Annotated in this window: 2 protein-coding genes; one reads left to right on the forward strand and one right to left on the reverse strand. The window is 38.2% G+C overall.

Annotated features, from left to right (window positions below; genetic code table 11):
- Window positions 1-196: 196 nt before the first annotated feature.
- Window positions 197-952, forward strand: a complete 756-nt coding sequence (locus tag VGT41_06420) for an IS5 family transposase (protein ID HEV2601896.1) — start codon at window positions 197-199, stop codon at window positions 950-952.
- Between the two features lie 29 nt (window positions 953-981).
- On the opposite strand, the gene VGT41_06425 is transcribed toward VGT41_06420, so the two are convergent.
- A protein-coding gene (locus tag VGT41_06425; GenBank protein ID HEV2601897.1) for an IS630 family transposase occupies window positions 982-2,138 on the reverse strand; the annotation gives its coding sequence in 2 pieces (ribosomal slippage) (window positions 982-1,706 and window positions 1,706-2,138; 1,158 coding nt in all).
- Between the last annotated feature and the right edge of the window lie 463 nt (window positions 2,139-2,601).

Raw genomic sequence — 2,601 nt, forward strand, 5'->3', positions numbered from 1 at the left:
TAAAAAATGGCTAAATCCCTACATCCTATGTGATCAATTCGTAGGAGATCAGCTATATTTACCGTGACATCCTGGATAAAAGTGCACGTTATTAGGTATGCCCTCATTTTTACTAGGCTCCATCCACTTTTGCTAAAATAATAAAAGGATTGTATAAACGGTAGCGTTCAATCAATTGCAATAAAGGAACGCTACCATGGAAAAGTATTACATCACCGAAGAGGCTTTTGAAAAGATTTTTATGTACGTAAGAGAATTGAAAGGGGTTTATTGTAAAAAACGTGAAAAAACAAGGAAATTCTTAGAAGCCGTGTCCTTTGTAATGAGAACAGGAGCCCAATGGATAGAACTCCCAAAATATTATGGAAATTACAAAAGCATACACAAGCGTTTTATATCATGGGCTAAGAAAGAAATTTGGAATGAAATACTTTTTCATTTTTCCAAAGACTGTGATGCAGAGTCATTTTTAATTGATGGGAGTGTCATTCGAGCTCATGCATGTGCAAGCGGTTATCAAAAAGATTCTCAAGAAGAGCAAGCTTTAGGTCGCAGTAAGGGAGGATTTACAACAAAAATTCACGCTCTTGTTGATGCGTTGGGGTTGCCTATTAGGTTTATTTTGACGCCCGGACAAAGCAGTGAAATCAAACAAGCTCCAAAACTTATTCAAGGCATCACAGGGGCTAATATCCTTGGAGATAAGGCTTTTGACAGTGATGAATTTATTAACCAAATCATATCGCAAAACTGTAAGGCTGTCATACCTCCACGTTCAAACCGAAAAATTCAAAGAGAGGTCGATTACTCCTTATATAAAGAAAGACATTTGATAGAATGTTTCTTTGCCAAGGTAAAACATTTTAGGCGAATCTTCTCAAGGTTTGATAAGATGGCTCTCGCTTATATGGGTTTTTTAGCCTTTGCTTCTACCATTATTTGGCTTAGGTGACAAAAGTGGATGGAACCTAGTACAGTAAATCATTGATTTTGATACCCAGGAAGAAGAGCAGGATAAAGCCTTTTTAGTTTAATGCGTGCATCATCAGTGGTGAATTGCCAATTCACAACTGACTTTTCTTCATTTCTCATTTTGCACCATGCATTGATCTCGGAAATAAGAATTTCCTTCTCTGGGATTCTGCGATCTAAGCACTGGCGACTCAAGTGACTCAGCTCAATTTCTGCCATATTCAGCCAACTTCCATGCTTGGGCGTATAATGAATCTCTAATTTATCCAATATTCTTTTTGCTTCAGATGGTGAAAATGCCTCATATAATGATGACCCCGTGTGTGTATTCAAGTTGTCCATCACCAACACAATTCTGTCGACATTTGGATAGTGTACATCCGTTAATTCTTTAACAAAATGCGCCCAATCAACTTTTGTACGACGATCCGTTACCTTTACGTGCCGCTTGCCTGTAAGCGGCTCGCAAGCCATAAAAATATTGCTGGTTCCATTCCTTTCATATTCAGTGTCATAACGCTCAGTTTCTCCAGGTTTTACAGGTATTGGAGAACATATTTCTTTCGTAAGTTGTTTGTTTGTCTCATCCATACAAACAAGGGGGCGTTTTTCGTCATAGGGCTTTTTGTAGGTGTCTAAAACGTCTTCCATTTTACAAACAAATTCTGCATCAGATTCAGGGGGGATGCACCATTCTCGTTTTTGCCATGGTTTTAATTCATTTTTTTTAATACCCGACATACAGTTGCAGGAGAAATGCTCTCGACCACTTCCATTGCAACCAATCGATCCGACAGAAGTTTTAATGTCCAACGACTTCTTCCTTCCGGAGGCGATGAACAACATATGGCAATTAAATGTGCTTCTTCTTGGCCCGTTATTTTTCTGGGTCTCGTTCGGGTATGTTTTTTACGTAACAGAGCCGCTTCCAGTCCTTCATCAACAAGGCGCTTGCGAACTCTTTGTACGGTTAATCCTGTAATATCAAGGAGTTTTGCTACCGCTTTATCTGTTTTAATTGATTCGCCATCCGCATAATCACCTTCATCAGTTGCCAGTAAAATTCGGGCATGCAGGATTTTGGAGGCAGCATGCTTTCCTCTTTTTGTCATAGAAGATAAATTTTCCCGTTCTTCCTTTGTTAACTTTACGGTATACTTTTCCATGCGTTACCTCTTCTTTTTGTTTTTTTCAACGAAAAGGTAACACATTTTAATTAAACTTTACAGAATCATTCAGGGTATCACAATTAGTGAAATGACGTACTAGGTTCTTGTGAACAAAATTTAAAAATTTAAAAGAAAGTGGTAGTTTCTTTGTGAAACAACAAAAAGAAACTACCACCATGCAGTATTACATAGAAGAGTAAAGATTGGGAACAAATTTATCAATTTTTAAGGACCGAGAAAGGAATACATACGCGGCAAGAAGCGCCCTTAAGGAGGCTTATGGAAGGAATTTGGTATATAGCGCGAGGGAAGATGCCAGAGGCGTAGGTCTGTTGCAAAGTTGAGCATAACTCCTCCTATGCAGAACTTTCTCCTAAAAAATAAGGTTGCGCCCACCCTCCCGAATCTGATAAGTAAGAATTGTTTGATATTTTATTAAAAATCTTTTTATAGAGAGTTA

It is taken from the genome of Candidatus Babeliales bacterium, from assembly GCA_035944115.1.
Lineage (GTDB): Bacteria > Babelota > Babeliae > Babelales > Vermiphilaceae > DASZBJ01.

What these genes read in the sequence shown, in the direction of transcription:
- VGT41_06420 (HEV2601896.1), top strand. Translation starts at nt 197, where the DNA reads ATGGAAAAGTATTACATCACCGAAGAGGCTTTTGAAAAGATTTTTATG.